Genomic DNA, 25,531 nt, shown 5'->3' with positions numbered 1-25,531 from the left:
GCGTCGCACCGCTTCGCGTAGCCATGCGCCCGCAGCGTCACCAGCATCGGCCGCGCCAGGCCCGGTCGAGACCTGTGGGCGAAGTCTGTGGAACTCCCGGCCGTGGTTGAGTCCCGGCGCTCGTCGATGCGCGACGTTGGGGCACGTTCGGTGTCGTCGCACCCACCTGCGCACGCCGATCTGAGCACGACAGCCAGCGCGATGCCGTCGACCTCGCTCATCGTCTGCAGTATGAGAAGGCGGTGGGCTCAACCGCGGTGGGACCCAGCCTTACGGACGGACTGAGCCCCACCCACCCAAAGATCAGCTCAAAGGATGGGGCTCGTTGGTAAGCGCCGACAGAGCCGTGGCAATCTCCTGCAATGTCGCTCGCACGTAGGTAGCCGTAGTACCAGCATCACCGCCACCTTCCGAATGACCGGCGTAGGCTCGTGCGATAGCATAGCCGAAGTTTCTTTCGACCCACGTCAACGTTGTGTGACGCAACCAGTGCGTGCTGATCTGTTGCACATAAACCCAGGGCAGATGCTCGCCGATGCGTACCCATAGATAGTCGTATCGCCGGTACGTGATGCGCTGGCCATTCCGGTAGCGCAGCAGCTGCCCTGTCTGTGTCGCCCCCCGCTCCTCAGCATGCCGCTGCAGATAACGCATTAGTGTCGGCGAAACTGGCTGCCAACGCATTGTGTCCGCCTTCTCCCGAAGCAAGATCAAGCATTGGTCGGGGTCCAGATCAGCTGGACGAAGCGCCAGCGCCCCACCGCGCCGACACGCTGTCTCGGTGTGCAGCCGCAAGAGCAAGGTGTCGAGCGCCGGATCGTCGCCTGTGCTGGCTGCGACCTCGTTGATCTCGGCCAGGCGCGTATCCGCCACCGCCCGTCGTGTACTCGGGAGGCGCCGTGGCTTTGCCACTTTCGACGCAGGGTTGTCCGCAGCGGCGATCAACCCATCGGCGACCGCTCTCTTATACAGGCAGCGCAAGGCGGCAATCAGGTGCTCCGCCGCGCTCCGACCTCCACGGGCATTCCGTCGAGATACGACATGCGCCTTGACGTACTCCGCTAACTGCTCGATCTCCGACGGCGTGGGCTCATCGAGCCTTCGCTGCCCCCAGTGCTCCACCACGCGCTTCCAGTAAGAGCCGTAGGCACGCCGAGTACCTGCCGTAACCGCTGCAGCCACCACGGGGACGTACTCTGCGAAGGTCGGCGCCGGAGGCCGAGCCACGGCAGCTTCCAAGAGATCAGCAGGCGATATACCCATCCGAGCAAGAAGCAGCCGAGCAGCGTCCACCTCAGCACGATTCGCTGCGCCATCACTCATGACCGCTCCCGAACGCCGCGCCATGGGCCTGCGTGATCATCTCGTCGAGCTTCGCTGGCGGGTGTACAACCAATCGACGGTAAGCCGGCTCAGCCACGATAAGAACCCGGTCGCCGGCGGCAAGGCCACACCACTGGCGAACCACTGCGGGCAACCGAAGGTGTCCTTCTTTTGTGACACTGAAGACGCCCTGCTCATCAGCTGACACGACGATCAGCCCATGGCGCTCCCGGATACTCACTCGTAGCCCGGGAGCCCAATCGAGAACCTTCATCGTGGCCTGATCGGCGATCCGACCCCGCGAATTGAGGGTCACGAGGCCATAGACGTCTGCACGGCTGCGTGCGACGGCAAGAGTCGGAAGTGGCAGCGGAGGCCGCCTCATGGCCGCTGCGGGAGAGTCAGGCGTGCTGCGTACGCGAGCCGCTTGGCCGGGCATCACAACGGCGGGGATCACTAACGAGGTACGGCGCGTCGCCGTACCTCGCGACCCGTCACTGGGAGTAACGCCGGAGGCGGCGTAGGAGGGATTTGACAGGTGGTCAAGCATGCTTGACCACCGCTACGTTGTTGTGCCACACATGACACGTACTGGTGTCCGAGGGGGGAGCTGAACACTCCTATGTAGCATCCGTTATACAAACGGGTGCTCATGCGTTAAGTCTAGCACTTCACGATGCGTAACACTACAGGCGTGAGCTGCCCGCGAGCACGCCAGGGCGCAACTAATGCAATCAATTCTGCTGCCTGCGCTGGCACCAATACGGCCGAAGAATCCGGAGTTCTTGAAATTGCCGTTCGGCGCGATGCGGAGCCATTCCCCAGCACGCCGCCCGGGTGGGTCACATAGGCTAATCAGGGCAGGGTGTCTGTCGCCGGGCCGTTCGGGGTCTCGCTCGTTTTTGCGAATGGGTGTGGCTGTCCGGTCATCGCCGACAGCGCGTCGGCCACGTCGTGGAGATCGGCTTTGATGTAGGTAATGGTGGACGATGCTGGGCTGTCGGTGTGACCCGCGTAGGCGCGGGCTACCCCGTAGCCGAAGTGGCGTTCCACCCAGGTGAGCGTGGTGTGCCGCAGCCAGTGGGTGGAGATGCCGTGCACGACGACCCAGGGCAGGCGTTCCCCGATGCGTTTCCACAGGTGGTCGTAGCGGCGGCTGCTGATCGGCAGGCCGTTGCGGTAGCGCAACAGTTGGTCGGTGGGCAGAACTGCGCCGCGGACGCGGGCGTGTTCGTGCAGGTGCTCGGCGAGGCCGAGGCTGATCGGCTGCCACCGTACGGTGCCGCTCTTCTCGTTCAGGCGCACGAGGCCGTTGGAGCGGTCCAGATCAACAAGCCGCAGGGCGAGGGCGCCGCCGCGCCGGCAGGCGCTTTCGGTGTGCAGGCGTAGCAGGAGGGCGTCGAGGATGACGTCATTGCCGCTGGTCCGTGCCACCGCATTGATCTCCTCCAACTCGTAGGACGTCAGGGCACGGCGGGTGCTAGGGAGGCGGCGGGGTTTGGCGACACGATGGGCGGGACTGGCCGACGCGTCGATCAGACCATCAGCAACAGCCCGGGAGTAGAAAGCGCGAGCGGCGGCGATGACATGCTCGCCCGCGTGCCGGCCGTTGCGGCTGTTACGCCGCGACCGGGCAGTGATGGTCATCTGCTGTCATGGCCTCGACGTCGCTGGCCGCGACGGCGTCCAGCGGTCGGTCGCGCCAGACGGCGGCCATGCGCTGCCAGTAGGTGCCGTAGGTGCGTTGGGCGCCGGGGCCTGCTGCGGCGATGACGCGGGGTAGGTACTCGGCGATCGTCGGCAGGGGGGCTGGGCCGTCGGTGTGGGATTGGAGGTCGGTCAGGGTAACGCCGAGGTGAGCCAAGACCTGCCGCGCTGCGGCGTCGGCGGTGGCGTCAGCGGGCATGTCCAGCTCCCGCAAGTCGAGTGTGTAGGTCGGCGAGGACGCCGATGACGGTGCTGGCGGGGTGCACGACGAGCAGGTCGTGGATGACGAGAGCAGCGAGCAGCACCGGCCAGCCGGGCTCGATCCCGCACATCCGCCGCGCAGGTGCCGGTAGAGGCAGCTCACCGCGGCTGCCTATCTGGTGCCGTCCGTCGTGGGCCGAGCCGACGACGAGCATCCCCTGAGGTGGCTGGATGTCGAGGCGGCGGCCCGGCTCCCAGCCCAACGGGTGCAGGAGCTGTTGTGCGGTCACCCGGCCGCAGCTCGACGGGACAGCCATCCCCAGCAGCACGTCCTGCGCGGCGGCGAACACCCGCGGAGGAACGTGAACGGGCAGTGCCGGCATCGGCCTCGGGCACGGGCGGGGCCAGGTGGGCATGGCGGCAGGAACGAGCGGCCGGACGAGCTGTTCGCCGTACAGGCGGGAAGCTTGTGTCATGCCGGCGACAACGGCAGATGCGGTCCCGCGTCGACGTGCTCGACGAGCTTGACGGCAGCGGGCTCTGGAGGCCGGACCAAGCCTCGCGTGTGGCCGCCCGGCATCAAACGGGGGCGGGCATACTGCTGGCATGCGTGACGGCCTGCACGGACCGAACGTCATCACCGCCGGGGAGGCCGTGCTGCTTCTCGTGGCGGTCGCCGGCGGTGAGGCCGTGCACCTCGCGCGCCGGCAGGGGCCGTTGGAGCAGGGCCGCAGCGCCGTACCCGACCACTACCTCACGGGCGGGGACAGTGAGCGTGAGGCAGTCCAGCGGCGTTATGACGTCGAGGCGCTGCGGGAGCCGATCTGGGAGCACACGACGATGTGCGGGCGGGTCTGGGCGCTGATGGTCGGCGGTGACGGCGGGACGCTGAGCAGGTACCGGGAGCCGGCGTTCGCGCCGACGTGCCGACGGTGTCTGACGCTGATGGACCGCCTGTTCCCCGCGCCGGCGGTCGACCGCAGAGTCCCGGTCGTCGCGCAGGTGGTCTGCGACGTGGTGCGTGAGCACGGGCACGCGGAGGTCCGGCAGGTCCCCGGTGACCAGCTTGCCGTCCTTCGGAAGGAGATTCGGTCGCTGATCAGGCAGCAGACGGGCCACCACGCCCAGACACTCGTTCACGGCGATCTCCTGCTGGTGGTGTGTGATCCGCTGCGGGACGCGGAGGCGGAGATGCAGGCAGCCGCCGAGGCGGTAGGAGCAGTTCTCTTCGGGGATCAGCCGCTTCCGGCCGCGCGACCCGGGCGGCCATGGGTCGTCACGTGGACCGCGTGGGACCTGGGGTAGACGTCGGGCTGTCGTTGTGTCGGCCTTCTGCACGCTCGCCATCTGCCGGTGCTTGAGCTGAATCTGGCCCTGGCACGGCAGCCACGCGGGTTCCTGGACGCGGTAAGTCCGGCTGGTTGCGGTACTCGCCGCTGTCGGTCCTGGCCTCCCCCACGGTGCGCATGCTGATGGCGGCGAGGAGGCATGCGGTGCTGACGGCGGCGAGTAAGAGGTGGTAGCCGCCGTGCGGTAGGAGCGTGGCGGCAAGCAGGGGTGCGGCGGCTTTGGCGGTGGTGACGGGGGCGGCGAGTCGTCCCGCGATGGTGGCGTAGGCGGTGGTGCCGTAGCGGTCGACGAGGAGTGCTGGGGTGGCGAGGCTGGCGATGCCGAAGCCGAGCCCGAATCCGGTGACGGTGACGATGGCTCCGACGCGGGTTCCGGCGGCGAGGGGCATAGCGAGGACGGCGACTGCTTGGATGGCGAAGACGCCAGCGACGATGGTGGTGACGGGGAGTCGGCGTCGGGCGGCGGTGAGGACGAGTCTTCCGGTGACGGACAGGACGCCGAGGAGGCCGGCGGCGGTGGCGGCGTAAGTAGCCGGGTGGCCGCGGCTGGTCAGGTAGCTGACCAGGTGGACGCCGATGGTGCTGGTGGCGGCGCCGTGGGCGATGAGGGCGGCGGCGAGGATCCAGAACCGGGGATCGCGCATCGCGGCGCGCGCCGCCGTCCGCCGCGAGGCGTGGGCCGTTCGCAGCGTGGGGTTGGACGCTGTGACGTGCGGCGGTTTGCGAACGGTGAGGGCGTGCAGCGGCACGGTCACTACGCCGTGGACGGCGGCGAGCGTGAGGAGCGCGCCGCGCCAGCCGAGGTGGGCGACCAGGTAGCCGGTGAGTGGCATGAAGATCGTGCTGGCGAACCCGGCGACGACGGTGACCGCAAGCAGGGCGGTGGGGCGTCGGTCGGGGGTGAACCAGGAGACGATGACGGCGAAGGCGGGTTCGTAGAGGACCATCGCGCCGGTGATCCCGACACCGATCATGACGGCGTAGAGCTGCCCGATGGTCTGGACCTGGGACCAGGCGATCAGCAGCGCGGTGGCGGTGATCGAGCCGAGGGTCATGAGGGCCCGTCCGCCGTGCCGGTCGAGCCACCTGCCGACCGCGATGGCCATCAACGCGCCGGCGAGGACGCTGACGGTCAGCGCCCCGGTGACGGCGGTGATCGAGGCGCCGAGGCTGGTCGCCATCGGGCCGAGCAGCACGGCGTAGGCGTAGTAGATGGTGCCGTAGCCGACGGTCGAGGTGATCGCGAGGGCGGCGACGATGCGCCACCGGTGGTGCCCGCCGACGGTGGGGTCGGCGGGCGCCATCGTGGTGGTGGTCATCAGCTGGCGCAGCAGCCGCCGGTCTGGCCGCTGGTCGAGGTGTCGAGGCTGATGAGGCTCAGCGGGGCGGACAGCAGCCCACCGGCGATGCCCGTGGCAAGCCCCTTCCCGGCCGGCTGCGGGGCGGGGCCGCAGCTGCTGTCGGTGCCGGTCGCCTCGGCGGGGTTGCTGTTGCAGACGCCGGTTTCGGGCAGGTCGAGCTGGACGTCCCGGGCCGCCTGCCAGTCGCCGGCGAGGGCGGCGACGACGGAGCGGACCTGCTCGTAGCCGGTGGCCATGAGGAACGTCGGCGCGCGCCCGTAGCTCTTCATGCCGACGGCGTAGTAGCCGGACTCCGGGTGTCCGAGCTCGTGGACGCCGTGCGGGGGGACGGTGCCGCAGGAGTGCTCGTTCGGATCGATCAGCGGGGCGAGAGCCCGGGTGGCGCCCATGACCGGGTCCAGGTCCAGGCGCAGTTCGGCGGCGATCGAGTGGTCCGGGCGGAAGCCGGTCGCGGCAACGATCCGGTCGACGATCACCTCCTCCTCGCTACCGTCGGCGTGCCGGACAACGACGGCGACCCGGCCGTCGGCCGGGGTGAGCGCGTGCACGCAGAAGCCGGTGAGCAGCCGGATCCGGCCGGCGTCCACGTGTTCGCGCAGCCGGGAGCCGAGCGCGCCGCGGGCGGGCAGCGCGTCGGCGTCGCCGCCGCCGTAGGTGCGGGCGGGGCTGGCCGAGCGGATCGCCCAGGTCACCTCCGTGCCCGGCTCGGCGGCGGCCAGCTCGGCCAGGGAGAGCAGCGTGTTCGCGGCGGAGTGGCCGGCGCCGACGACCAGGGTGTGCCGGCCGGCGAACCGGTCCCGGTCGGCGCCGAGTACGTCGGGCAGGGCGTGCTCCAGGTACGCGGCCACGTCCTTCTCTCCACGGGCGGGCAGGCCGGAGGCGCCGAGGACGTTGGGGGTGCCCCAGGTGCCGGAGGCGTCAATGACCGCGCGGGCCAGCAGTTCGTCACCGTCGGCGAGGCGGATCAGGAACGGCGTCTGCTCGCGGCCGGCGGTGCGCAGCCGGTCCAGGCCGAGGCGGCTGATCGCCTCCACCCGCGCGCCGTAGCGCAGGTGCGGCTTGAGCTGCGGCAGCTCCGCGAGGGGCTGGAGGTAGTCGGCGACCAGCTCCGCGCCGGTGGGCAGCGCGTCCTCGGCCGGGGCGACCCAGCCGGCGTCGTCGAGCAGGCGGCGGGCGGCCGGGTCGACGTTGTACCGCCACGGGGAGAACACCCGCACGTGCCCCCACTGCCGCACCGCCGCGCCGGCGGTGTCACCGGCCTCCAGAACAAGGAAGGGCAGGCCACGCTCGTGCAGGTGGGCGGCGGCGGCCAGACCCACCGGGCCCGCGCCGATCACCACGACGGGCAGCTCGTTCGGGATGCTCATCGGAAAACTCCTCTGTGTTGAAAACTGTCGAATCAAGAAGGTGCAGTTGTGCTGGGGCGGGCGGAGCCGAAGGGGTTCAGATGACGGGGCTGCGCCGCTCGAGCAGGACGACGTCGCGCCACCGGCCGTGGTGCCGGCCGACCCGCTCGCGGGTGCCGATGACGCGGAAGCCGGCCCGCTGGTGCAGGGTGAGACTGGCGGTGTTCTCGGGGAAGATTCCGGACTGGATGGTCCAGATGCCGGCGGCCTCGGTGGAGGCGATCAGCGCGTCCAGCAGCAGCCGGGCTACGCCACGGCCTTGGGCGGCGGGGTCGACGTAGACGGAGTGCTCGACCACCCCGGCGTAGACCGCGCGGCTCGATGTCGGCGAGACCGCCACCCACCCGAGGACGGTGTCGTCCGCGTCGACGGCCACGAGGCGGTGGTCCGGCAGCTTGGCCGCGTCGAATGCTGTCCAGGTCGGGGCGGTGGTCTCGAAGCTGGCGTTGCCGGCGTCGAGGCCAGCCTGGTAGATGGCGAGGACACGATCGGCGTCGTCCGAGGTCATCGGGCGGACGGTGATGTCGGCCATCAGCAGGCTCCTTTCACGGTGGGGGCGGGTCGGCCCATGACGACGTCGGCGGCGGAGGGGAAGCAGCCGACGCATGCGTCGTTGATGCGGTAGTGGCGGGCGGTGCCGACCGGCTCGACGAGCACGAACCGCACCTCGGTCAGGATCTTCAGGTGTTGGGAGACGGTGGACTGGGCGAGCCCGACAGCTGCGACGATCTCCCCCACGCTCATCGGCCGGGCATGCCGGGCCAGGTACTCCACGATCTGCACCCGGGTCGGGTCCGCCAGGGCCCGGAACCACGAGGCGTAGGTCTGCGCGGTATCCCGGTCGAGGAGTTCGCCCACCACCACTCCCTCTATCGTTTATCGCCGATTGGCGATGAAAGCCTAGCAGGCGCCGTCCCGGTGAGGTGGGCGGTTGCGACGACGAGGCGGGCGATCGCGGCCAGGGTGGCCGGGTCGACCTTGTCAGGGGTGTCGGCGGGGCTGTGGTAGCCGCCCATCCCGGCACCGATGCCGACCGCGGCGAGGCCTGCTGCGCCGTAGCGGCGGTTGTCCGAGGCCATCGGCCCCGCAGCGAGTGGGACGCCGGTGTGCCGGCCGGCCTGGTCCAGCAGCGCCAGGAGGCGGTGGGCGGGCCCGCCGGCCTCGACCGCCGCCGCCCCATCCAGGCGGCCGGCTCCGTCGACGTTGACCACCAGGGGCGCGGCGCCCTGGTCGCGCAGCTGCGCGGCGTGGTGGGCCGAGCCGAGCGCGCCAACCTCCTCACCGTCGAGCAGCGCGACGCAGAGCCCGACGCCGTCGGGAAGTCCGCGGCCGAGGACGCGGGCGGCTTCGAGGACCACCGCGACGCCGGTGGCGTTGTCCGACGCTCCGGGCTGGCGGAGCCCGGGGTGGTCGCCGACGCCGTCGTAGTGGGCGGTCAGGAGCAGCTCCGCCCCGCCGGGGACGGTCTGCCGGAGTCGGGCGTGGATGTTGGTGCCGGTGACGTCGTCGCGGCGAACCGGCGTGGCGCCGGCGAACCAGCTGGCGCTGTCGGTTGCCGCAGCGAGGACGGTGCGGTGGGTGTCCGGGTCGAGGGTCAGGACGGGCAGCGGTCCCGGGTCCGGTCCGGCGAGGGTGGTGAACTGCCAGCCGTCGGCGTCGACGGCTCGGCGGATCAGCAGCCCGGCCGCGCCGCGGGTGTCCCGGTAGGCGTCGAACAGGCTCATCTCCGCCGGCACCACGAGCCACCGCCCGGCCGGGTCGTCGGCACCGGCGACGCCGAGCGGGCCGCGGCGGGTCTCGGCGGCGTCGGCGGAGGCGGAATGGATCGCGACCTGGCGACCGAATACCAGCGGCATGGGGCTGCTCCCGCCGCCCCAGGTGACCGTCGGCGCCTCGTGCACCTGCGGCACCGCCCGGACCGGGAACTCCTCAGTCCGGACCGTGGCGCCGAGAGCGGTGAGCTCGTCGACGAGCCACGCCCGGGCTGCCGCGCCGCCGGGTGATCCGACTCGCCGTCCTGCCATGCGGTCGGAGGCGAGGGTGGCGACGGTCGCGGACATCCGGTCGGCGCTGACTACCCGGAGCAGGCCCGCGAGGTCGTCTGGGGTGGTCATCCGCAGCACCCCTGTCCCGCGGCCACCGCGTCGGCCTTGGCCTGCGTGCCGCAGCACGAGCCGGCCGCTTGCGCGGCTTCCTGGGTGCCGCAGCACGGGCCGGCGCTCGCGGCCTCGCCGATTGGCGGCAGGATGGACCCCACGGCCTGGGCGGGGCTGCCGCAGCAGGCGCCGGAGCCGGTGACCTGCAGGGCGGCGGCCGGGTCGCCCGCGAAACCGCCGGTGGTCTGGGTGTTGTCGCTCATGACAGGTCCTCTCGTCAGCGGGGGCTGATCAGCGTGTAGACGGTGGTGCGGGCACGGTCGTAGCGGCGCTGCGCACGCTGGTCGGCGGTGGACACCTGAGCGCAGGAGTCGCAGAACCGGACTCCAGCGCGAAGAGCGGATGAGCGGCGGGTGGAGCCGAACATGGTGGGTCCCCTTCCTCCAGACGCCTGTCTTGACGTCCGTCTAAGCAGAGAGTTGCACGTTGATTAGAGAGATGTCAACCTAGAGACATGTCAAAGCAACAGGCGCCCCTCGCCGTCATCGATCTCAACGCCGACACGCCGTGCTGCCCCCCGCTGGCGCAGCGTCGGATTCCGGCCGAGACGGCCGCGGTGCTCGCTCCCGCGTTCAAGGCCCTCGGCGACCCGGTGCGGCTGCAGCTGATGTCGATGATCGCCTCCGCCGAGGGCGGGGAGGCGTGCGTGTGCGACCTGACGCCGGCGTTCGACCTGACCGGGCCAACGATCTCGCACCACCTCAAGACGCTGCGCGAAGCGGGCCTGGTGGATGCCGAACGGCGGGGCACGTGGGTCTACTACCGCGCCCGCCCGGGAATCCTGCGCCAGCTCGCCGCCCTGCTGTCGGTCGAGCCCGCCCCCTCGTCGCAGGCGTAAGCCGCGGGCAAACCCGTACCTACCAGCGCCGACCGCGCAACGCGATCAGCGTTGAGCGCCGGATCCCGTGTGCGAGGCGACGTCCGCTGTCCGCTGCCGGCCTTGCCGTCCGGACACGTGAGCGGCGAGGGCAGTCATGACGTGCGCGGCGTCGGGACCGACGCCACGCAGGGTGTTCGAGGCGAAGGATCGCTGGAACTCCAACCCGAGATAGATCAGCCCTGGATGGGTGGTGGAGATCCCGCCCACGTGCCGGGGCGCGCCATGGTCGAGGGCGCCCAGGGGCTTGAGGTACGCGAGGTCCGGGCGGTAGCCGGTGGCGAAGATGACCGCGTCGACCGGCTCGGGCGTGCCGTCGGCCCAGATGACGCCCTCAGGGGTGAAGGCGGTGAACATGTCCCGCCGGGAGAGCAGCCCGGAGGCGAGAGCGTCGCGGTATACGCCGGTGTCGAGCACGGTGGCGTGTCGGACAAGTCGGGTGAGGACGCGGCGTGGCAGGCGGTCCGCGCCGGTGACCCGCAGCCAGTGGTGGAGGTCCCGCCCGCCGAGGCGTTGGGGCAGGAAGCGCACGGGTTCCCGGGTGGCGAGCGTGACCCGGGCGTGGCCGGCGATCTCGTAGGCGACCTGGACGGCGGAGTTGCCGGCACCCACGACGATGACCCGCTTGCCCGCGTACACCTCCGGCCGGCGGTAGTGAGCGACGTGCCGGAGATCGCCGGCGTAGTCGTCCTGGCCGGGCAGCGTCGGCAGGTACGGGTTGCCGAACGATCCGCTGGCGGCGACGACGCCGACCGCAGCCATCTCGTCCCCGGTGTCAGTGCGGACGAGGTACCCCCCGTCGCGGCGAGGGTGCACGGCCGTGACGCGGGTGCGGGTGCGGATGTCGACGTCCACGGTCTGCGCGTACCGGCGCAGGTACGCCGTGACCTCGTCGCGCCGGGGGTAGCGGTCCGGGTCGCCGTCGAAGCGCATGCCAGGCAGGGCGCTGTAAAGGGCGGGCGAGAAGAGGGTGAGGCTGTCGTAGTAGTCAGGCCAGGAGCCAACCGGCTCGCTGCCCGCCTGCAGGACAACGGGCCGCAGGCCCGCGGTCAGGGCGGCTCGGGCGGCGGCCAGGCCTGACTGGCCGCCGCCGACGATGATCACTGGCTGGGATGGGGTGGTCATGTCACATCATATCGTCGTTTTGTTGAATGACAATATGACGATGGTGGGGAAAGGTAGGGCCATGAGCGACGCCACCGGACAGCCCGCAGGGGCATCCCCGCCCGCGCGCGCGGCCGGAGTCCCGGAGGGCCTGGCGCCGCAGACGCAGGAGTTCCTCAAGGCCTTGGGCAGCCCCACCAGGCAGCGGATCATGATGCTGTTCGCGCAGGGCGCCGAGCTGTCGGTGGGCGAGGTGGCCGAGCGGACGGGCATCAGCCAGGCCACGGCGTCGCAGCAGTTGACCCTGCTGCGACGCGGACGGGTGGTCACCTCCCGTCGCGACGGGAAGACCGTGTACTACCGGGCCGATCGGGACGGCGCGCTCGCCGCCCTCGCGGAGTTGCAGTCTTACCTGGCGACCTGCTGCTGACCAGGTCGCCCACCGGCGACCCGGCGGTCTCCAGCACCCTCCGCCCGGACGCCGCGCACCCCCTCCGACATGCATGCCGCACCTGCAGGCATGACAGGTTAGGTGTGGAGTGTGATGGTTCCGGCTGTTCCGTCGACGGTTACGAGCTGCCCGGGGCGCAGTCGTTGGGTGGCGTCGCCGGTGCCGACGACGGCGGGGATGCCGTACTCACGGGCCACCAGGGAGGCGTGTGCGGCTAGGGTGCCGCCGTCGGTGACCACTGCGGCGGCGCGGGAGAACAGCGGTGTCCATGCCGGGGCGGTGGCCTTCGCGACGAGCACTTGACCATCGGCGAAGCCGTCGAAGTCCTCAGGTCCGTGCACGATGGCGACTTCGCCGGTGGCCCGGCCGGCCGAGGCGGGATGCCCGACGAGGGCGCCCTCGGCGGTCTCCGTGGTGCCGCGGGCCTGTTGAACCGCGTGTTCGATGACGTCGCCGATCAGTCGCGCGGGACGGCCCAGGGTCAACGGCGCGGTCAGGCGGCGTTGGCGCTGCCAGAGGGCGCGCCGCTCGGCAACCCTGGCGCTCAGCTGTCCGGGGTCGCCTTCGATCCCGCTGTTCACTTCATCCCGCGTGCAGAAGTAGATGTCTCCGGGCTGCTCGATAGCTCCCAGGTTGACCAGGTGCCGCCCGAGGCGGGCGGTGCAGGCCCGCAGGACCGGCCAGGCGAGGGTGAACTCCCGCGCCTGCTCCTCCCGGATGACGGCGTAGCGCTGGTTGACCTTCAGCAGCCGGTCGAAGTCAGCCAGCAACCGCGGGCGGTCGGCCAGCGTCGCTCGGCAGCGTTGTTCGGCAACCATCCGCTGTTCGGCAAGCGAGCGGTAGCGGTCCCCGGCTCGGGGTGGTCGGCCCGTTGCCAGTTCTCCGGCGACCGGGTGATACCAGTCGACGCTCTGTACGGCGTGCGCGCCGGCCACCGGCTGGGCGCCGGGGAGCCCGCGCAACAGCACCTGCGCACCGCCCTCATCGTCGGGGAGCACGTCGATGAGATGCCGGCGGACGAAGCGAGTCAGGCAGGCTTCCATCTTCCACGCCGACCCGCCGACGATCGCCAGATACCAGAGGTAGATCCCGGCTTCCCGCCCGAGTGCGTCGACGAGCTCGGCCAATCGCCGAGGCGATGCCGTGTCGACCTCCGCCTCCGCGGCGGCCACGAGGCGTCGATAGCCGGGCAGTTGTTGTTCACGCCAGGCCCGCTCCAGTTCGGACAGGACGGCGCGGTCGGCGGCATCCGGGTCATGGCTGACCCGGATCAACGCGTTGAAGAGGATCTTCGCGGCCCGCCAGCGTCCCTGCCACAGCACCCCAGCGAGGAGTTTTGGTGACGGGATTGGTGTGGCGTTGTAGTACCAGCCGTTGACCAGCGCGTACCGGAACGGCACTCGCACCCCGACGCTGCCGTACATCCCATCGAGATACCCGTCTTCGAGCACCGGCAGCAGCCAGCTGGCGAACAGCGGAGTGACGGCCTCGGGGAGCCATTCCCCGAGCCGGAAGTTGCGCATCCACAACCCCGGTCCCGGCGCCGTCCACGACACCGGCTCCGGCACCGCAGTCATCGGCCGGGCCTGCAGCAGCCACAGACGGCCCGCCCGGTCGATGGCCCACTCCACGTCCTGCGGGCGGCCGTCGTACCGGTCGGCGATCCGACGCGACAGCTCCGCGACCGCGTCGGCCTGGACGTCGGTGAGGACCCGTCCACCGCCGGGGCCGGACCGGGTCATCGCGGTGCGACTCGCGGTGACCGTCCACTCTTCGCCGGTCGTCACACCCGACACCAGCGGATCACCCAACCCCGCGACGGCGGCCACCAACGTCTGATCGCGGTCGCCGGTGACCGGATGCGCGGTGAACGCCACCCCGGCCACAATCGGGTCGACCATCACCTGCACCAGCACCGCCATCGCCGCCGTCGCCCCGCCACGCCGCTGGTGGTAGGCGGTGACCCGCTCGCTGGCCGCCGCGGCGAAGCATCGCCGCACCGCCGCACCCAGCCCGTCGGCGGGCACGTTCAGGTACGTCTCGTACAGGCCTGCGTACGAGGCATCCGGTAGATCCTCGGCCGCTCCCGACGAACGCACCGCGAACCGCTCCCCGCCCAGGCCCTCGACACTGGCCGCGAGCCGTCGGTCAAGCTGCGGATCATCGAGGACGCCGGTGGTGACCACAATCCCGGGCGGCACCGAGAACCGGGCTGCGGTCAGGTCCGCCAGCACGGCCGCCTTTCCACCGATCAGCGCCCGGTCGACCGCGCTCGCCTCGGCCAGGTCCACCACCGTGAGGTTGGAGCTCATCACCCACCACCATGTGTAGCACCGCAAAGTATTGTGACGCTACAGTAGAACCGCTGGGCCGCCATCAGCAAGAACGAGGAGCCACAGGTGTTGCCGATGCGACCGGAACTGCTCAAAGGCCATCTCGATGCGTTGCTGCTCGCGGTCCTGGAACCCGGGCCACAGCACGGCTACGCCGTCATCGAAGCCCTGCGAGACAGCAGCGGCGGGGCACTGGACCTGCCGACCGGCACCGTCTACCCGGCGCTGCACCGCCTCGAACGCGCAGGCCTGATCGCCAGTGACTGGCAGACCGTCGGCGGCCGCCGCCGCCGCGCCTACCACCTCACCCCGGCCGGACAGGCCGCGCTCGGTGAGCAGCGGGCAGTCTGGGACCACTTCTCCACCGCCGTCACTGCAGTTCTGGGCGGGCGGGCATGGCCAACGACCGCCTGACCAGCCGAGCAGGCGAAGCACCTCTCGACGCCTACCTGGGCGACCTCGCCGCACGACTGCGTGGACCACGGCGGCGTCGGGAGCAGATCCTCGCCGAACTACGCGACGGACTCCACCACGCCGTCGCCGACCGCACCGCCGCCGGCCTACCCCAAGGTGAGGCGGTCGCCGCCGCGATCGCCCAGTTCGGCACCCCGCAAGCGGTCGCCGAGGCCTTCGCCGGGGAGCTGGCCACCGCCTACGCCCGGCGCACCATCGCCTGGTACATCGCCACCGGACCTGTCGTGGGCATCTGGTGGCTGCTGCTCCTGCAGCCCCACCCCTGGCGCACCGGCCTGGTCGCCCTATTGGCCGCGATCCCCGTCATCCCACTGATCATCATCGCGATCGCCACCGCCGCTGGGACGGTGGCCACGACCGGTCGCCTCATGCGCTGGCTACCCGAAGCAAGCCCACAACACGCACTCGCCGCGACCATCACCATCGCCGCCCTTGCGCTCGCCGGGGATCTCACGGTGATCGCGAGCCACCTCCGGTCAGAGATTCCGGCGAAGTCACTGGCCACGTTCGCCGTCGCCGCTAGCCTCACTCGGATCGTCTGCAGCCTGGTCACGATGCGCCACGCCACCGCGATGCGCACCTCGCCGCCCTCCTGATCATCGAACCCGCCCGTCGACTGAGCGCCGCCAAGCCCCCGACGGGCTTATCCCTCACTCCCATTTGACGAACGACAGATCACTCAGCGATAGTTGACTCAATGAACGCTGAGCTTGCTTCCCTGGCCGGGCGCGCACGGGTCCACGCCGCACTCGGCGACCCTGCGCGCCTGGCGATCGTGGACGCGCTCAGCCAGGGCGACGCCTCGCCCGGGGAGATCGCCCACACCCTCGAGATGCCGACCAATCTCGTCGCCCACCACGTCAAGGTGCTCACCGAAGCCGGCCTCGTCCAGCGCGGCCGGTCCGAGGGCGACCGGCGGCGCACCTACCTGCGACTTCAGCCGGCAGCCTTGGCCGCCCTCACCCCTCCCCCGCTGGCCGATGTGGGACGGGTGGTCTTTGTCTGCACCCACAACTCCGCCCGCTCCCAGCTGGCCGCGGCGCTGTGGAAGCGGCGCACCCATGGGGAAGCCGCCTCGGCCGGCACCAAGCCTGCGACCCGAGTGCATCCCCGCGCGCTTGCCGTGGCCCACCGCCACGCCCTCGACCTCGATGCAACCGGCACCGCCCACGTCAAGGACGTCGTCCGCGACGACGACCTGGTCATCGCCGTCTGCGACAACGCCCACGAAGAGCTCACCGGACCGGTCCGCCCCCGCCTGCACTGGTCCGTGCCGGACCCGGTCCGCATCGACACCGACGAAGCGTTCGAGGCGGCCTACGCCGACCTCGCCGACCGCGTCGACCGCCTCGCCCCCACCACCATGTTGAGAGGCACCCGATGACCGACATCAGCGCCCGCATTCAACAGGAGATCACTCTCGACCAGCAGCTCGCCCTGCACACCGCAGCAACCCGGCTGGCCGCCGAGTTCGACGGCATCTACGGCACCGAGACCATCAAGCGGTTCCTGCACAGCAGCTACGACCAGTTCGCCACCGCCGCCAGCATCCCGAACTACCTGCCCCTGCTCGCCGAGCGCTTCGCCCGCCAGCGGTTGCGGGCCCTGGCACGGGTCGAGGGACACCACCGCGACGGCCGTCCCGTCGTGCTGTTCCTGTGCACCCACAACGCCGGCCGCTCCCAGATGGCCCTGGGCTTCTTCGTCCACCTCGCCGGCGACCACGCCGTCGCCTGGTCCGGCGGTAGCGAACCCGGCATCGAGATCAACCCCTCGGCGATCGCCGCGATGGCCGAACGCGGCATCGACATCTCCGAGGAGTTCCCCAAGCCCTGGACCGACGAAGTGGTCCGCGCCGCCGACGTGGTCGTCACGATGGGGTGCGGCGACGCGTGCCCAGTCTTCCCCGGTACCCGTTACGAGAACTGGGACATCGACGACCCAGCGGGCCTCAGCGTCGCCGATGTGCGGCCGATCCGGGACGAGATCGAGCGCCGGGTCCGGCGGCTCCTCGACGAACTGGACGTTCCCGCCACCCGATAACCCGCTGTGCCCCGATTGTCGGGGACAGTCAGATCATGGGAGAGAAAACACTGATGACCATCGCACTCCGGCGGCGTCTGCTGGCCGAGTTCATCGGCACTGCCCTGCTCGTCACCGCCGTCGTGGGCTCCGGCATCATGGCCGCCACGCTCTCTCCCGGCGACGTCGGGCTCCAGTTGCTGGAGAACTCGGTCGCCACCGCTCTTGCCCTCGGCGCGCTGATCCTGATCTTCGGTCCGGTCTCCGGCGCCCACTTCAACCCCGTGGTGTCCGCCGCCGACTGGTTCCTCGGCCGCCGCGTCGGAACCGGACTGACCCTGCGCGAACTCGGCGGGTATGTCATCGCCCAGGTCCTCGGGGCGATCGGCGGGTCGATCCTGGCGAACCTGATGTTCGACCTGTCCGCCGTGGCCTGGTCGAGCAAGGACCGGGCCGCCGGGCATCTCTGGCTCGGGGAGGTCGTCGCCACCACCGGCCTGATCCTGCTGATCTTCGCCCTCGCCCGCTCCGGCCGCGCGCCGGTCGCTCCCGCCGCCGTCGGCGCCTACATCGGGGCGGCGTACTGGTTCACCTCGTCGACCTCGTTCGCCAACCCTGCGGTGACGATCGGCCGTGCGTTCACCGACACGTTCGCCGGCATCGCCCCCGCTTCCGTCCCAGGGTTCGTCGTCGCCCAACTGGTCGGGCTGGCGGTCGGCGTCGGCCTACTCGCCGCGCTCTACCCCGACGCCGGGCGGGCCGCCGACCAGGTCGTCGTCCCTGCCGAGGAACGCGACCCGGCACTGGACCACCGCCGATGACCAACCACGACCCGGAGCACGGCGAGGCAGAGGTGCGTTACCGCCGCCTGCTCAACCCGCCGCGTCCCGCCGGCCGCTACCGCCTGCTCGACCGCAGCAGCGCCCCAGACCGGTCCCTGCCTGCACCCCGCGCCGAGACGCCCGTGAATCGGCCCTATGACCACGTGTACTCCAAGGAAGGCATCTGATGTCCAAGCCCAGCGTCCTGTTCGTCTGCGTGCACAACGCCGGCCGTTCCCAGATGGCCGCCGGCTGGCTGCGCCACCTCGGCGGCGACGCCGTCGAGGTCCGCTCCGCCGGCTCCGAGCCCGCCGACCAGATCAACCCGGTGGCCGTCGAGGCGATGCGGGAGGTCGGCATCGACATCACCGCCAACAAGCCGAAGATCCTCGACTACGCCACCGCCGAAGCCTCCGACGTGATCATCACGATGGGCTGCGGCGACGTCTGCCCGGCCTTCCCCGGCAAGCGGTACGAGGACTGGAAGCTCGAGGACCCGGCCGGCCAGGGCCTGGACATGGTCCGTCGCGTCCGTGACGAGATCCGCACCCGGGTGGAGGACCTCCTCGCCGACCTCACCCCCACCACCTGACGAGTCCACCCCACCGCCCGCCGCCCCTACAGGGGTGGCGGGCGGACCGATCGAGGAGCCCCTCGTGCCCGACCCCCACCGTTTGATCATCATCGGTTCCGGACCCGCCGGATATACCGCCGCCCTCTACGCCGCCCGCGCCAACCTCGCCCCCCTGGTCATTGAGGGCGTCCAGTCCGGCGGCGCGCTGATGACCACCACCGAGGTGGAGAACTTCCCCGGCTTCCCCGACGGCATCATGGGCCCCGAGTTGATGGACAATCTTCGCAAGCAGGCCGACCGCTTCGGCGCCCAGTTCATCACCGACGACGTCACCCGCGTCGAACTCACCGGCCCTGGCCTGAAGACCGTGTACGTGGGCGAGCAGGCCTATCGAGCCGACGCTGTCATCCTCGCCACCGGGTCCGCCTGGCGACCCCTCGGCGTCCCCGGCGAACAGGAACTCCTCGGGCATGGCGTCTCCTCCTGCGCCACCTGCGACGGGTTCTTCTTCCGCGACCAGGACATCGCGGTCATCGGCGGCGGCGACTCGGCCATGGAAGAAGCCACCTTCCTCACCCGCTTCGCCCGCAGCGTCACCATCGTGCACCGCCGCGACACCTTCCGCGCCAGCAGCATCATGGCCGAACGCGCCCTCACCAACGACAAGGTCCGCATCGTGTGGAACAGCGTCGTCGAGGAGATCATCGGCAACGACGGTGTCGTCGTCGGAGCGCGCCTGCGCAACGTCCACACCGGCGAGATCACGGTCCTTGACGTCACCGGCGTGTTCGTGGCCATCGGCCACGACCCTCGCAGCGAACTGTTCCGAGGCCAGGTCGACCTGGACGACGAGGGATACGTCCGCGTGCAGTCCCCCGGCACCCGCACCAACATTCCCGGCGTCTTCGCCGCCGGGGACCTCGTCGACCACACCTACCGGCAAGCCATCACCGCCGCTGGCACCGGCTGCGCCGCCGCCCTCGACGCCGAGCGGTACCTCGCCGCCACGTCCTGAACTCGGTCAGTCCTGCCGGTCGGATGTCCGGCAGGACTGACCCGGCAGAGTCAACCCCCAGCGCCCCCGACCCGCTGGCTGCTGTTGGGCAGCGTGGCCAAGCAGGCAACCTAAGCGGTGAGATGCCCGTCCAGGGCCGCCGATGGGAGAGGCATCATGACCCACATTCTGATCATCGGTGGCAGCGATGCCGGCGTCAGCGCCGGGCTACGCGCCCGACATGTCGACCCGTCCGTCGAGACCACTGTGGTCGCCGCCGACGCCTTCCCCAACTACTCGATCTGCGGCATCCCGTACCACATCTCCGGCGACGTGCCCGACTGGCGGAACCTTGCCCACCGCACACGCGACGACCTCGAACACGCCGGATTGCGACTACTCCTGGACACCCGCGCCCGGCACATCGATCCCACGTCCCGCACCGTCACGGTCAGTGGGCCAGGCGGGCGTGACGAAGAGCTCCGCTACGACCGGCTCATCATCGGAACCGGCGCCGTCCCGGTCCGCCCGCCGATCGCCGGCCTGCACGAGCTCACACCGGCCGACGGGGTGCATCTGCTGCACACCATGGACGACACCCTCTCCCTTGCCGAGACGCTGCAGCGGGGCCCGGAATCCGCGCTGATCGTGGGAGCGGGCTACATCGGGCTGGAGATGGCCGAAGCCCTGCACGCCCGAGGCCTGCAGGTCACCGTGGTCGAGCAGATCCCGCAGGTGCTGGGAACCGTCGACCCGCAGCTGGCGACGCTGGTCGCCGACGAACTGACACGCCACGGCGTGCGCGTCGTCACCGACACCACCGTCACTGAGGTGGCACGCGAGGGCGGCCGGCTGAAGGTCACCGGCCATTCCACCAACCAGCTCGGCGATAGCGGCAGCTTCAGCCAGATCACCGACGTGGTGCTTGTCGTCGTCGGAGTCCGGCCCGACACCGCGCTCGCGCAGACCGCCGGCGTCCGGCTCCGAGTGCGCGGGGCGATTGCGGTGGACCGGCACATGCGCACGGGGGTGCCGGACGTCTACGCCGCCGGGGACTGCGTGCACACCTACCACCGGCTCCTGGACACGAACACGTACCTGCCGCTCGGCAGCACCTCGCACAAGCAGGGCCGCGTGGCGGGAGAAAATGCCACCGGCGGCGACCGGCAGTTCGCCGGCTCGCTGGGCACCCAGGCGGTCAAAGTCTTCGACCTCGTAGCCGCCCGGACCGGTCTGCGCGACGCCGATGCCCGAGAGCACGGATTCGATCCCGCCACGCACGTGGCCCGCGTCGACGATCACAAGGCCTACTACCCGCGCGCCAAACCGGTCACGATCGCGATCACCGGCGACCAGCGCAGCGGACAGCTGCTCGGCGCCCAGCTCGTCGGCCACCGCGACACCGCAGTCGCCACCCGCGTGGACATCTACGCCGGCGCCCTGCACCACCGCATGACTGTCGACGCCCTCACTGACCTCGACCTGTCCTACACCCCGCCGCTGGGCAGCCCCTGGGACGCCGTGCAAACGGCCGCGCAGCGATGGGTCAGCGCCCGCACCGCCGACCTCCCCTGACGGCTGCAGGCCCTCGTCTGGTTCCGCGTCGCCGTCGTTGTCGCTCGCCTGCACTCCCGCTTGCCGCGTCGCCACCTCGGCCGGCGGGCAGCCGACCTGTCAAGAGGCACGCTAAGCTGCGCGCAGTCGAGTGGCGATGTCGGCGACCGTCGCTTTCGCTGTGCGGCCGGCACCCACCAGCGTGGCTGACGCCGGCCCCGTCCAATCGCCGTAGCCAAGCAGGTAAAGGCGGGCCTCGTCCATTGACCGGGTGCCCTCGACCGCCACCTTCCCCTGCCGCCATCCGGGCAGCAGCGGCGCGAGGTGGGCGAGGTCGGGCTGGAAACCTGTACACCAGATGACGGCCTCGCAGGGCTGCTCTGCGCCATCCGCCCAACGCACGCCGCGGTCGGTGAGCCGCACGAACATCGGACGGGAGTGCAGGACCGCGCGCTCCCGCGCGTCGCGGATGCTGGGCACCATCACGATGTCCCCAAGGTCGCTGACGCCGCCACCGGCACCACCGGCGGCCTTACGGGTGGCCACACCGAACAGCACCCGACCATCGACGGTGTCCGGCATGAACCGCGCCGGCCGCAAGGTGACCCAGGTGGTTTCAGCGACCCGGGACACCTCCGCCAGGATCTGCGCCGCGGAGTTACCTCCGCCGACGATCACGACCCGCTGCCCCCGGAACTCCTCCGGCGAGGCGTAGTTCACCGTGTGCAGCTGCCGGCCGGCGAACTCCTCACGGCCCGGGATGTCGGGCACGTACGGGCACTCCCACGTACCGGTGGCGGAGATGACGTACCGGGCCAGCCATCTCCCAGCGTCGGTCTCCACCGCCAGGCGCTCCCCGGCTCGCCGCACCTCATGTGCCCGGACCGGCCGGCGCACCCGCAGGTCGTACCGCTGCTCGTACGCCCGCAGATAGTCCACGACGTGCCCGGCGGTCGGGAAGTCTTCGCCCTCCTGCCGAGGCATCCCCCACCCCGGCAGCGGGCTGTACTCGGCCGGCGAGAACAACCGCAACGAGTCCCAGCCATGCCCCCACGCGCCACCCGGCTGAGACTGGGCGTCGAGGATGACGTAATCCAGACCGGCACGGCGCAGGTAGTAGCCCGCCGCCAGGCCACCCTGCCCGCCCCCGACGACCACCACGTCACACGATCCGGGCACGCCCGGCACCTCCTTCGTCCGCGGATCATCATGCCGAGTGGCCCAAGTTCCACGTCACGCTGGGCCGACGCCGGCACCGCCCATCCGGCCCCTGACACGGCCGGGACGAGCCGACAGGGCTCCCTACCCGCAACCTGACGGTGACCGGGTCCTGGTTCCAGCGGCCTATCGATGGTGTTGGTGCAACGATGGAAGACGTGCCAACTGCGAAAACAGCTACGCCTGCCGTCTCGCCGCTTGCCGGCGAGCCGATCAAGCGTGCCGATGCCGAGCGGCTCGCGGGAGTGCTGAAGGCATTCGCCGACCCGGCCCGGCTGCGACTGCTCAGTCTGATCCAGTCCGCTCCCGACGGCGAGGCGTCCGTGAGTGACCTCACCGCGCCGCTTGGTCTGTCCCAGCCGGCCGTGAGTCATCACCTGCGGATCCTCACCGAGGCCGGCCTGATCGAGCGCGAGAAGCGCGGCGTCTGGGCGTACTACCGACTGGTGCCGTCCGCGATCGCGGCGATCGCCGACCTGCTGACGCCGCCCCGCAAGCGGACGACGAAGAAGGCCCGCTGACCGGCACCCTCGAAGGCCGGCTTTCGCTCCTGCGGGTGCCGACAATGGCGTCCGTTCTGGTCACGGCCGCGTCGACCACGCCGACAAGGCCTTGCCTCATCAAATGATGCCCGGGCTGATCGGATCTGTGGCGACACCGTGGTCGAGGAGCAGGGACACTGGTATGCACCCGTGGGCGCCCAGCCGGCGTCGCTGCCCGGTAAGCCGCTTCTCAACCGTGGCAATTGCCGACCCAATGGTCATCGTTGGTTGGCCGTGTCCGACGGCCTGCCGGCAGCCTGGTCCTTCTCCTGAACCAGGGCTTGCATCTGATACCTAGGTACAGGCTTACCGTCGTTGCATGAGCGACCAACATGTCACGACGGATGACTCCTGGGTGCCAGATGCCTGCACCCTGCCGACCGCCGAACGGCCGCTGCGGCTCGCCGAGTTCGATCAGTTCTTCCGGGACGCGGTGCGGGGTGCCGAGCGGTTGTCGGCACAGCATCTGCGGTTGCACCTCGACGGCGCGGAGCAGGTCGAAAAGACGGCGCGGGATCTGGCAGCCCGTGAATCGTCTTGCTGCTCGTTCTTCACGTTCGACATCGCGCGACCCGACTTGAACTCACTGACGCTGGACGTTCGAGTACCGGCAGCACACGTCGACGTGCTTGATGCCCTAGCCCAGCGGGCTGTCCGGGTTCAGCGATGAGCGGATCAGGGCTGCGCAGCGGCCAGCTGGCCGACGCGGCCGGGGTCAACCTGCAAACCCTGCGCTACTACGAGCGCCGAGGGCTGCTCGCCTCCCCGCAGCGGTCGCCCGGCGGGCATCGGCTCTACCCGTCCGACACGGTCACCCTGCTGCGGATCATCAAGACCGCGCAACGCCTAGGCTTCACCCTCAACGAGGTCGCCGACCTCCTCGCCGCCGGCCAACACCAGCACAACGGTCGACCCGACACCGGCCTCCAGGCACGAGCCAAGGACAAGCTCGCCGAGGTGGAACAGAAGTTGGCCGACCTATCCGTCATCCGCGACACCCTGCGCGCCGCCATCTCGGCCGGCTGCGACGACCTGGTCGCCTGCGCCGGCAGCGCCTGCTGCCCCCTGCCGTTTGCTGAACTCGCCGAAAGGAACGACCGTGCCGACACCTGCTAACCGGCTGCGCCGCCTGCTCCCCTCCGGCATGACCGGACTCGCGGGAGCCGCCTGCGCCGCCTGCTGCGTGCTGCCGCCACTGCTGGCCGCCGGAATCCTCGGTGGTGCCGGCTGGGCCGCGGCCAACCGTTTCCTGCCCGGCGTCGCCCTCGCCCTGGCCGTGCTCGCCGGCCTGTCCTGGTGGTGGGCCAGCAAACGCCGCCACACCACCGGCTGCGCCGGCCGCAACTGCTCCTGCGGGCAGAGTGACCAGCGCGAGCGCGAGGTAGTCACGCTACGGTCGGACGCGTGACGGTAGCCCGCTCGATCCTGCTGTTCCTGCTCGCCGCGCTCGCCGAGATCGGCGGCGCCTGGCTGGTGTGGCAGGGCTGGCGGGAAAACCGGGGCCTGCTCTCGGTCGCGGCCGGCGTCATCGCACTCGGGGTCTACGGCTTCGTCGCCACCTTCCAACCCGACGCGAACTTCGGCCGCATCCTGGCCGCCTACGGCGGCATCTTCGTCGCCGGCTCTCTCGCCTGGGGCATGGTCGTCGACAAGTTCCACCCCGACCGCTACGACATCATCGGCGCAGCCATCTGCCTTGTCGGAGTCGCCGTCATCATGTACGCCCCACGGGCCAGCTAGCCGCCTGGCCGGAGCTTCTGCCCACCTGGTCACTCAGCTCGGTGCGACAGGATGGCCGCCAAGTCATCTGGCACCCGCATCAGCTGGGTGAGGGGGACGCGGGCCCGTCCCGTGTTGCCTTCCGGGTAGCGGCCGACGGCTGATCCTGGGCCGGCCACCGCGAGCCGGACCGCCTGGCCCACCGCTTCGACCACGTCGCGCTCGCGTGGTGCTCGTTTGAGCATCACGGCGTGGGTGACGGTGTGCCGCCACGGCCAGGGCTGGGACAGGATGTGAGCGCGTTCGGCTGCGCGCCAGGCGGCAGCGGAATCGGTCGCGGTGCGCGCGGTGAACAGCTCGGCGTCGAACACGACGCCTACCGGTTCGGGCATGCGCTGGAAGATCACTTGGCCTCGCTCGTGCAGCAGGCACAGCCGGGCTTGCACCCGCAGGCGCCGGCGCCCTCAGCCTGGAAAGTAAGCGAGTTCGCTCCGCTGACCGGCACCGCACAGCAGGCGTCCCCACGTCATGCCTCTCGCCCCTCCTTGATCGCAACGGCGGCGATGACCAGCGCGGCCAGGGGATCAGCCCATGACCAGCCGAACAGGCTGTTGAAGCCCAGGCCGACGAGCAGTACCGCCGACAGGTAGGTACAGAGCAGGGTCTGCTTGGAGTCGGCCACCGCCGACCGGGAACCCAACTCGCGCCCGGCCCGCCGCTGCGCATGAGACAGCACGGGCATGATGAGCAGCGACAGGCCGGCCAGGACCAAACCCACGGTGGAGTGCTCGGCTTCCCCGCCACCGGCGAGCGCGCGCACCGACTCGACCGTGACGTAGGCGGCCAGCGCGAAGAACGACACGGCTGTCGATGCCGGGGATCCGCGAAAGATCCATGCCAGCATCACGTGGATACGATGTGATCGCGATCGCGCGATGCCAACCCGAATAATGCGCTAGCATCGCCGCATGGCGATGAGACAACAGGTGGAGCGAGAGACTCTCGCCCCCGCTGCGGCACTGTTCCGCGGGCTTGCGGATCCGACCCGCCTGGCGATCGTTCGCCGGCTGGCCGACGGTGAGGCGCGGGTGGTGGATCTCGTCCGGGAGCTGGGTTGGGCGCAGTCAACGGTGTCGGCGCATCTGGCCTGCCTGCGTGACTGCGGCCTGGTGGACTATCGGGCGGTCGGTCGCCAGTCCTTCTACTTCCTGACGCGCGTGGAGCTGATGGCCGTACTGTCGGCCGCCGAGTCGCTGCTGGCCGCGACCGGGGAGACGGTGGCGCTGTGCCCCACCTACGGCGACGGCGCCCAGTGACCGCTGTGCAGGCCCCGCCGCAGCGGGTG

34 protein-coding genes and 1 pseudogene are annotated in these 25,531 nt (G+C 70.5%); 19 read left to right on the top strand and 16 right to left on the bottom strand.

Annotation, left to right across the window (positions count from 1 at the left end; translation table 11 throughout):
• Positions 1-303: 303 nt before the first annotated feature.
• Positions 304-873, bottom strand: coding sequence for a site-specific integrase (locus FB454_RS35495; RefSeq protein ID WP_244879640.1), 570 nt, complete (start codon positions 871-873; stop codon positions 304-306).
• A 448-nt stretch (positions 874-1,321) separates the two neighbouring features.
• Here FB454_RS35495 and FB454_RS34950 point away from each other — a divergent pair, with 448 nt between their 5' ends.
• On the top strand, positions 1,322-1,528 hold the full coding sequence (locus tag FB454_RS34950; protein WP_157547418.1) for a hypothetical protein: 207 nt from the start codon (positions 1,322-1,324) through the stop codon (positions 1,526-1,528).
• A gap of 650 nt (positions 1,529-2,178) precedes the next feature.
• Here FB454_RS34950 and FB454_RS20645 read toward each other — a convergent pair.
• The 3 genes from FB454_RS20645 to FB454_RS20635 are packed head-to-tail and all read right to left on the bottom strand — an operon-like array spanning position 2,179 to position 3,521.
• Positions 2,179-2,970, bottom strand: a complete 792-nt coding sequence (locus tag FB454_RS20645; protein WP_091331295.1) for a tyrosine-type recombinase/integrase — start codon at positions 2,968-2,970, stop codon at positions 2,179-2,181.
• A complete protein-coding gene (locus FB454_RS35490; protein WP_053065512.1) occupies positions 2,942-3,229 on the bottom strand; it encodes a hypothetical protein in 288 nt (95 codons plus the stop codon). The genes FB454_RS20645 and FB454_RS35490 overlap by 29 nt, the downstream gene beginning before the upstream one ends.
• Complete coding sequence (locus FB454_RS20635) at positions 3,219-3,521, bottom strand: hypothetical protein (RefSeq protein ID WP_143025381.1); 303 nt, start codon at positions 3,519-3,521, stop codon at positions 3,219-3,221. Before FB454_RS20635 ends, FB454_RS35490 begins: the two co-directional genes overlap by 11 nt.
• Before the next feature lie 316 nt (positions 3,522-3,837).
• On the opposite strand from FB454_RS20635, the gene FB454_RS20630 reads away from it, so the two are divergent.
• Entirely contained in the window at positions 3,838-4,536 is a 699-nt protein-coding gene (locus FB454_RS20630; protein WP_047893942.1) for a hypothetical protein, read from the top strand.
• Here the strand turns inward: FB454_RS20630 and FB454_RS20625 are convergent.
• The 7 genes from FB454_RS20625 to FB454_RS34945 all read right to left on the bottom strand — a co-directional run bounded on the left by FB454_RS20625 (position 4,508) and on the right by FB454_RS34945 (position 9,870).
• On the bottom strand, positions 4,508-5,899 hold the full coding sequence (locus FB454_RS20625) for an MFS transporter (protein WP_082171418.1): 1,392 nt from the start codon (positions 5,897-5,899) through the stop codon (positions 4,508-4,510). The two genes, FB454_RS20630 and FB454_RS20625, sit on opposite strands and share 29 nt — an antisense overlap.
• Positions 5,899-7,308 (bottom strand): FAD-dependent oxidoreductase, encoded by a 1,410-nt coding sequence (locus tag FB454_RS20620; RefSeq protein WP_030274749.1) that lies wholly within the window; start codon positions 7,306-7,308, stop codon positions 5,899-5,901. The genes FB454_RS20625 and FB454_RS20620 overlap by 1 nt, the downstream gene beginning before the upstream one ends.
• A gap of 76 nt (positions 7,309-7,384) precedes the next feature.
• On the bottom strand, positions 7,385-7,879 hold the full coding sequence (locus tag FB454_RS20615; protein WP_030274750.1) for a GNAT family N-acetyltransferase: 495 nt from the start codon (positions 7,877-7,879) through the stop codon (positions 7,385-7,387).
• Entirely contained in the window at positions 7,879-8,205 is a 327-nt protein-coding gene (locus FB454_RS20610) for an ArsR/SmtB family transcription factor (RefSeq protein ID WP_030274753.1), read from the bottom strand. The genes FB454_RS20615 and FB454_RS20610 overlap by 1 nt, the downstream gene beginning before the upstream one ends.
• Before the next feature lie 11 nt (positions 8,206-8,216).
• Complete coding sequence (locus tag FB454_RS20605; protein ID WP_030274755.1) at positions 8,217-9,461, bottom strand: M28 family metallopeptidase; 1,245 nt, start codon at positions 9,459-9,461, stop codon at positions 8,217-8,219.
• Positions 9,458-9,706 (bottom strand): hypothetical protein, encoded by a 249-nt coding sequence (locus tag FB454_RS20600; RefSeq protein ID WP_030274757.1) that lies wholly within the window; start codon positions 9,704-9,706, stop codon positions 9,458-9,460. The genes FB454_RS20605 and FB454_RS20600 overlap by 4 nt, the downstream gene beginning before the upstream one ends.
• A 14-nt stretch (positions 9,707-9,720) precedes the next feature.
• Positions 9,721-9,870 carry a hypothetical protein gene (locus tag FB454_RS34945; RefSeq protein WP_157551546.1) on the bottom strand — a complete coding sequence of 50 codons (150 nt, stop codon included), beginning with the start codon at positions 9,868-9,870 and terminating at the stop codon, positions 9,721-9,723.
• 87 nt (positions 9,871-9,957) lie between these two features.
• On the opposite strand from FB454_RS34945, the gene FB454_RS20595 reads away from it, so the two are divergent.
• Positions 9,958-10,341 carry an ArsR/SmtB family transcription factor gene (locus FB454_RS20595; protein ID WP_030274759.1) on the top strand — a complete coding sequence of 128 codons (384 nt, stop codon included), beginning with the start codon at positions 9,958-9,960 and terminating at the stop codon, positions 10,339-10,341.
• A gap of 45 nt (positions 10,342-10,386) precedes the next feature.
• Here the strand turns inward: FB454_RS20595 and FB454_RS20590 are convergent, their stop codons facing one another.
• Positions 10,387-11,505: a flavin-containing monooxygenase gene (locus FB454_RS20590; protein ID WP_047893943.1), complete on the bottom strand. Its 1,119-nt coding sequence runs from the start codon at positions 11,503-11,505 to the stop codon at positions 10,387-10,389.
• A gap of 61 nt (positions 11,506-11,566) precedes the next feature.
• On the opposite strand from FB454_RS20590, the gene FB454_RS20585 reads away from it, so the two are divergent.
• Complete coding sequence (locus FB454_RS20585) at positions 11,567-11,914, top strand: ArsR/SmtB family transcription factor (protein WP_082171419.1); 348 nt, start codon at positions 11,567-11,569, stop codon at positions 11,912-11,914.
• Positions 11,915-12,012: 98 nt separating this feature from the next.
• Here FB454_RS20585 and FB454_RS20580 read toward each other — a convergent pair whose 3' ends face one another.
• On the bottom strand, positions 12,013-14,247 hold the full coding sequence (locus FB454_RS20580) for a PEP/pyruvate-binding domain-containing protein (RefSeq protein WP_030274765.1): 2,235 nt from the start codon (positions 14,245-14,247) through the stop codon (positions 12,013-12,015).
• A 96-nt stretch (positions 14,248-14,343) separates the two neighbouring features.
• On the opposite strand from FB454_RS20580, the gene FB454_RS20575 reads away from it, so the two are divergent.
• The 9 genes from FB454_RS20575 (at position 14,344) to FB454_RS20535 (ending at position 20,728) form a co-directional block, all read left to right on the top strand.
• Entirely contained in the window at positions 14,344-14,682 is a 339-nt protein-coding gene (locus FB454_RS20575) for a PadR family transcriptional regulator (RefSeq protein WP_030274767.1), read from the top strand.
• Entirely contained in the window at positions 14,664-15,338 is a 675-nt protein-coding gene (locus tag FB454_RS20570) for a permease prefix domain 1-containing protein (protein ID WP_030274768.1), read from the top strand. The genes FB454_RS20575 and FB454_RS20570 overlap by 19 nt, the downstream gene beginning before the upstream one ends.
• A 101-nt stretch (positions 15,339-15,439) precedes the next feature.
• Positions 15,440-16,126: an arsenate reductase/protein-tyrosine-phosphatase family protein gene (locus tag FB454_RS20565; protein WP_030274770.1), complete on the top strand. Its 687-nt coding sequence runs from the start codon at positions 15,440-15,442 to the stop codon at positions 16,124-16,126.
• Positions 16,123-16,785, top strand: a complete 663-nt coding sequence (locus FB454_RS20560) for an arsenate reductase ArsC (protein ID WP_030274772.1) — start codon at positions 16,123-16,125, stop codon at positions 16,783-16,785. Before FB454_RS20565 ends, FB454_RS20560 begins: the two co-directional genes overlap by 4 nt.
• 53 nt (positions 16,786-16,838) lie before the next feature.
• A complete protein-coding gene (locus FB454_RS20555) occupies positions 16,839-17,585 on the top strand; it encodes an aquaporin (RefSeq protein ID WP_036311740.1) in 747 nt (248 codons plus the stop codon).
• A complete protein-coding gene (locus tag FB454_RS20550; protein ID WP_030274776.1) occupies positions 17,582-17,773 on the top strand; it encodes a hypothetical protein in 192 nt (63 codons plus the stop codon). Before FB454_RS20555 ends, FB454_RS20550 begins: the two co-directional genes overlap by 4 nt.
• On the top strand, positions 17,770-18,177 hold the full coding sequence (locus tag FB454_RS20545; protein WP_030274778.1) for an arsenate reductase ArsC: 408 nt from the start codon (positions 17,770-17,772) through the stop codon (positions 18,175-18,177). The genes FB454_RS20550 and FB454_RS20545 overlap by 4 nt, the downstream gene beginning before the upstream one ends.
• Before the next feature lie 64 nt (positions 18,178-18,241).
• Positions 18,242-19,174, top strand: coding sequence for a thioredoxin-disulfide reductase (gene trxB, locus FB454_RS20540; protein ID WP_030274780.1), 933 nt, complete (start codon positions 18,242-18,244; stop codon positions 19,172-19,174).
• A gap of 156 nt (positions 19,175-19,330) precedes the next feature.
• Positions 19,331-20,728 carry an FAD-dependent oxidoreductase gene (locus FB454_RS20535; protein ID WP_030274782.1) on the top strand — a complete coding sequence of 466 codons (1,398 nt, stop codon included), beginning with the start codon at positions 19,331-19,333 and terminating at the stop codon, positions 20,726-20,728.
• Positions 20,729-20,839: 111 nt separating this feature from the next.
• Here FB454_RS20535 and FB454_RS20530 read toward each other — a convergent pair whose 3' ends face one another.
• Positions 20,840-21,886: an ArsO family NAD(P)H-dependent flavin-containing monooxygenase gene (locus tag FB454_RS20530; RefSeq protein WP_123111594.1), complete on the bottom strand. Its 1,047-nt coding sequence runs from the start codon at positions 21,884-21,886 to the stop codon at positions 20,840-20,842.
• Between the two features lie 188 nt (positions 21,887-22,074).
• Between FB454_RS20530 and FB454_RS20525 the strand changes: the two genes are divergently transcribed.
• The 5 genes from FB454_RS20525 to FB454_RS20505 all read left to right on the top strand — a co-directional run bounded on the left by FB454_RS20525 (position 22,075) and on the right by FB454_RS20505 (position 24,207).
• Positions 22,075-22,446 (top strand): ArsR/SmtB family transcription factor, encoded by a 372-nt coding sequence (locus FB454_RS20525; protein ID WP_030274786.1) that lies wholly within the window; start codon positions 22,075-22,077, stop codon positions 22,444-22,446.
• Between the two features lie 340 nt (positions 22,447-22,786).
• A complete protein-coding gene (locus FB454_RS20520; protein WP_030271613.1) occupies positions 22,787-23,137 on the top strand; it encodes a hypothetical protein in 351 nt (116 codons plus the stop codon).
• The gene (locus FB454_RS20515) at positions 23,134-23,583 is read left to right on the top strand and encodes a MerR family transcriptional regulator (RefSeq protein WP_030271612.1); all 450 of its coding nucleotides are present in this window, start codon (positions 23,134-23,136) and stop codon (positions 23,581-23,583) included. Before FB454_RS20520 ends, FB454_RS20515 begins: the two co-directional genes overlap by 4 nt.
• The gene (locus tag FB454_RS20510; protein WP_135241031.1) at positions 23,567-23,875 is read left to right on the top strand and encodes a hypothetical protein; all 309 of its coding nucleotides are present in this window, start codon (positions 23,567-23,569) and stop codon (positions 23,873-23,875) included. The genes FB454_RS20515 and FB454_RS20510 overlap by 17 nt, the downstream gene beginning before the upstream one ends.
• Positions 23,872-24,207, top strand: coding sequence for a YnfA family protein (locus FB454_RS20505; protein ID WP_030271608.1), 336 nt, complete (start codon positions 23,872-23,874; stop codon positions 24,205-24,207). Before FB454_RS20510 ends, FB454_RS20505 begins: the two co-directional genes overlap by 4 nt.
• 29 nt (positions 24,208-24,236) lie before the next feature.
• Here FB454_RS20505 and FB454_RS20500 read toward each other — a convergent pair whose 3' ends face one another.
• Both FB454_RS20500 and FB454_RS20495 read right to left on the bottom strand, forming a co-directional pair.
• Positions 24,237-24,593: a DUF3703 domain-containing protein gene (locus FB454_RS20500; protein ID WP_198039664.1), complete on the bottom strand. Its 357-nt coding sequence runs from the start codon at positions 24,591-24,593 to the stop codon at positions 24,237-24,239.
• Positions 24,590-25,087 (bottom strand): annotated as a pseudogene (locus FB454_RS20495) (cation efflux transmembrane domain-containing protein); the annotation flags it as partial. The pseudogene FB454_RS20495 and the gene FB454_RS20500, both read right to left, overlap by 4 nt.
• Before the next feature lie 67 nt (positions 25,088-25,154).
• Here FB454_RS20495 and FB454_RS20490 point away from each other — a divergent pair.
• Positions 25,155-25,502, top strand: a complete 348-nt coding sequence (locus tag FB454_RS20490) for an ArsR/SmtB family transcription factor (protein WP_030271602.1) — start codon at positions 25,155-25,157, stop codon at positions 25,500-25,502.
• Positions 25,503-25,531: the final 29 nt, after the last annotated feature.

The organism is Micromonospora sp. CNZ297, assembly GCF_007827625.1.
This window is presented reverse-complemented; position numbering and strand designations above follow the sequence as displayed.

Coding starts and splice junctions, on each gene's coding strand:
- FB454_RS34950 (WP_157547418.1), top strand. CDS start 1,322: ATGACCGCTCCCGAACGCCGCGCCATGGGCCTGCGTGATCATCTCGTC.
- FB454_RS20645 (WP_091331295.1), bottom strand. CDS start 2,970: ATGACCATCACTGCCCGGTCGCGGCGTAACAGCCGCAACGGCCGGCAC.
- FB454_RS35490 (WP_053065512.1), bottom strand. CDS start 3,229: ATGCCCGCTGACGCCACCGCCGACGCCGCAGCGCGGCAGGTCTTGGCT.
- FB454_RS20630 (WP_047893942.1), top strand. CDS start 3,838: ATGCGTGACGGCCTGCACGGACCGAACGTCATCACCGCCGGGGAGGCC.
- FB454_RS20625 (WP_082171418.1), bottom strand. CDS start 5,899: ATGACCACCACCACGATGGCGCCCGCCGACCCCACCGTCGGCGGGCAC.
- FB454_RS20620 (WP_030274749.1), bottom strand. CDS start 7,308: ATGAGCATCCCGAACGAGCTGCCCGTCGTGGTGATCGGCGCGGGCCCG.
- FB454_RS20615 (WP_030274750.1), bottom strand. CDS start 7,879: ATGGCCGACATCACCGTCCGCCCGATGACCTCGGACGACGCCGATCGT.
- FB454_RS20605 (WP_030274755.1), bottom strand. CDS start 9,461: ATGACCACCCCAGACGACCTCGCGGGCCTGCTCCGGGTAGTCAGCGCC.
- FB454_RS20600 (WP_030274757.1), bottom strand. CDS start 9,706: ATGAGCGACAACACCCAGACCACCGGCGGTTTCGCGGGCGACCCGGCC.
- FB454_RS34945 (WP_157551546.1), bottom strand. CDS start 9,870: ATGTTCGGCTCCACCCGCCGCTCATCCGCTCTTCGCGCTGGAGTCCGG.
- FB454_RS20595 (WP_030274759.1), top strand. CDS start 9,958: ATGTCAAAGCAACAGGCGCCCCTCGCCGTCATCGATCTCAACGCCGAC.
- FB454_RS20590 (WP_047893943.1), bottom strand. CDS start 11,505: ATGACCACCCCATCCCAGCCAGTGATCATCGTCGGCGGCGGCCAGTCA.
- FB454_RS20585 (WP_082171419.1), top strand. CDS start 11,567: ATGAGCGACGCCACCGGACAGCCCGCAGGGGCATCCCCGCCCGCGCGC.
- FB454_RS20580 (WP_030274765.1), bottom strand. CDS start 14,247: ATGAGCTCCAACCTCACGGTGGTGGACCTGGCCGAGGCGAGCGCGGTC.
- FB454_RS20575 (WP_030274767.1), top strand. CDS start 14,344: ATGCGACCGGAACTGCTCAAAGGCCATCTCGATGCGTTGCTGCTCGCG.
- FB454_RS20570 (WP_030274768.1), top strand. CDS start 14,664: ATGGCCAACGACCGCCTGACCAGCCGAGCAGGCGAAGCACCTCTCGAC.
- FB454_RS20565 (WP_030274770.1), top strand. CDS start 15,440: ATGAACGCTGAGCTTGCTTCCCTGGCCGGGCGCGCACGGGTCCACGCC.
- FB454_RS20560 (WP_030274772.1), top strand. CDS start 16,123: ATGACCGACATCAGCGCCCGCATTCAACAGGAGATCACTCTCGACCAG.
- FB454_RS20555 (WP_036311740.1), top strand. CDS start 16,839: ATGACCATCGCACTCCGGCGGCGTCTGCTGGCCGAGTTCATCGGCACT.
- FB454_RS20550 (WP_030274776.1), top strand. CDS start 17,582: ATGACCAACCACGACCCGGAGCACGGCGAGGCAGAGGTGCGTTACCGC.
- FB454_RS20535 (WP_030274782.1), top strand. CDS start 19,331: ATGACCCACATTCTGATCATCGGTGGCAGCGATGCCGGCGTCAGCGCC.
- FB454_RS20525 (WP_030274786.1), top strand. CDS start 22,075: ATGGAAGACGTGCCAACTGCGAAAACAGCTACGCCTGCCGTCTCGCCG.
- FB454_RS20520 (WP_030271613.1), top strand. CDS start 22,787: ATGAGCGACCAACATGTCACGACGGATGACTCCTGGGTGCCAGATGCC.
- FB454_RS20515 (WP_030271612.1), top strand. CDS start 23,134: ATGAGCGGATCAGGGCTGCGCAGCGGCCAGCTGGCCGACGCGGCCGGG.
- FB454_RS20490 (WP_030271602.1), top strand. CDS start 25,155: ATGGCGATGAGACAACAGGTGGAGCGAGAGACTCTCGCCCCCGCTGCG.